Below are 2,031 nucleotides of genomic sequence, written 5' to 3'. Positions count from 1 at the left end.
ACTCCTTGGACAGCCCTTAACGAAGGGCCGAGGTTAGCGTGCCATTGGGCGAGGACAACAGCGGCCAGCCGAGGCCACGCGAGACTGCCGAGACCAGGCCGCCAAGCCCGTGGCCTACCCGAGATCGACAATTCCCAAGCTGTTTCCGGGTCCCGTTGGGCCGCCGCGCATGCGGGAAAATGGGCATGCCGACCGCCCCGAGACCCGTGATCAATGCCGTGGCGCGGGGTGGGAGCACGGCGGGCCATAGCTGTTACCTGCACTTTGTCAGTCTGATCGTCGGCCGGGGAGCCCATTTTCGGGTCTGACAGCTTGCCCTGGATCACCCGGTCGCCGTGACCATGTCGACGGCGATGAGGGACCGGGGCGCGACGTCGTACCCGCCTGCTACGGTGCGCCGCAGTTGGCCGGTCAGAGCAACCCATGTGGGACAGCGCGGCTACGGGGGGCGGGCACTGGTAGGTCCCCGGAGTGATCCCGGGACTGAATATGGGACACCGCGACCCGCTCCCCGCCACGCGCACCACGAGCTCGAGGTGAGCGGTCCGCATCTAGTCCGCAAGAGGTCGACGGACGGCGGGGGAGTGGTGCGAGATGTCGAGAGATATTTCCGCTGCTAAACCCCCATGTGCCCAGGTCGTCGGAGCTGGCAGTTTGATCTCGTAATGCGTAGGTCATCTCAGCCATAAGTCCAGAGCGCTCTTGCGCCGTGAGGACCATCTAGCCGCAACTGTTGACGATCGCTCGCCTGCTGCGGCCTCCAAGGTGATCGTCTCCGTGTCATCCAAGTCAACGTGGATTGGCAGGCTGCTCTGCCGGTCCAGGTGGACCCGCGCCACGTACGGTCCCGGCGCTACGTCGAAGCTCTGGCTGGCACCGCGCTCCAAGCTCACGACGATCTCCCCGTCGATCTCGATCATCATTTGCCGAGATGTCGCAACGTCAAAGGCCCGACGGAACGTGATGACCGGCACGAGTCGTGAACCCCCTTCTTGAAGGCTGTACAGCCATCCGTAGAGCCAAGACCGCCGCCAAGCGCCGACATCGACGGACAACGACGGACGGCATAATCAGGGACATCATCGCCCGACCAGCCATCCGCGATCTTCTTCTAATCCCCAGGCCCGGTCAGGTCACCTGAAGCACACGGAAGATGCGAGCCCCGACGCTCAGGGCATGGGCACTACCTGGATGATGCTGGCCCCGCTCACTGTGTTGCCGTCCTCGACCACGGAGGTGACCAGGTTGTAGTAACCCGGCTTGGCGTCGGGACCGATCACGATGGTGCTGACGGGTCGTTCGTCGGGCATGCCGGATGGTCGGACCGGTGTAGCCGCGAAGGTGACTAGCCCCGGAACGGTTGGGGTGGTCGTATCTTCTGTCGCGGCTTTGAGGTCACCTACGGTGGCGAACGGACCCGTCAGGAGTGCGGCCAACTCGACCTGCGGTGGGGTTCCGCCCGGCTCCTCCGGGGACTCGACAGTCCAATCCACGGTCAAGGTCTGGCCAGGCTGGTACGGCCTGTCGACGTCCAGGGCCTCACAGCAGGTGTAAGTCATCGGCATGGCCTCGGAGGGCTCGGGGCCGCAGGCCGCCAGGAGCGGCATGACCATGCAGGTAAGCAGGCGGACCCGCGACACGTTTATGCGCAGGATCGTAGGCCCAGGTTGCCAGTCCCGTAGCCGCCCCGGAACGTGTCAAGGGATTGAGGCCAACGGGAGTTAAGCGGCTTGTCGTTGTGGCTCGGGCTTGTTGATCCAGGCCTGTTCGGGCAGGTCGAGGATCTTGGGTAGGGGTCGGATGGTGCCGAACCGTTCCGGGTGCGCCGTCCGGGCTGCGGCGAGGGTGTCCTCGCGGTTGGCGCGGACGGTGTGGTGACGGTGGTGGTGGACGTCGGCGGGGGTGTGCAGGCCGATGCCGGAGTGCCGGTGGGCGTGGTTGTACCAGGTCACGAAGTCGTTCATGAACGCCCGCGCTTGGGCGAGGGACGCGAACCGGTCCGGGAAGACCGGCGCGTACTTCAACGTCTTG

2 protein-coding genes are annotated in these 2,031 nt (G+C 65.2%); both read right to left on the bottom strand.

Going from position 1 to position 2,031, the window contains the following annotated elements; all coding sequences use genetic code 11:
- Positions 1-1,169: 1,169 nt before the first annotated feature.
- A complete protein-coding gene (locus A6A27_RS08300; RefSeq protein ID WP_241825151.1) occupies positions 1,170-1,613 on the bottom strand; it encodes a hypothetical protein in 444 nt (147 codons plus the stop codon).
- A gap of 108 nt (positions 1,614-1,721) precedes the next feature.
- Positions 1,722-2,031: integrase core domain-containing protein (locus A6A27_RS08295; RefSeq protein WP_143193937.1), on the bottom strand; the 310-nt coding region annotated here is incomplete at its 5' end.

Origin of the sequence: Micromonospora sp. CB01531, assembly GCF_001905095.1 — a bacterium.
Taxonomy (GTDB): Bacteria; Actinomycetota; Actinomycetes; order Mycobacteriales; family Micromonosporaceae; genus Micromonospora.
This window is presented reverse-complemented; position numbering and strand designations above follow the sequence as displayed.

Excerpts from the sequence above, each read along its gene's own strand:
- A6A27_RS08300 (WP_241825151.1), bottom strand. The coding sequence starts at position 1,613 with ATGGTCATGCCGCTCCTGGCGGCCTGCGGCCCCGAGCCCTCCGAGGCC.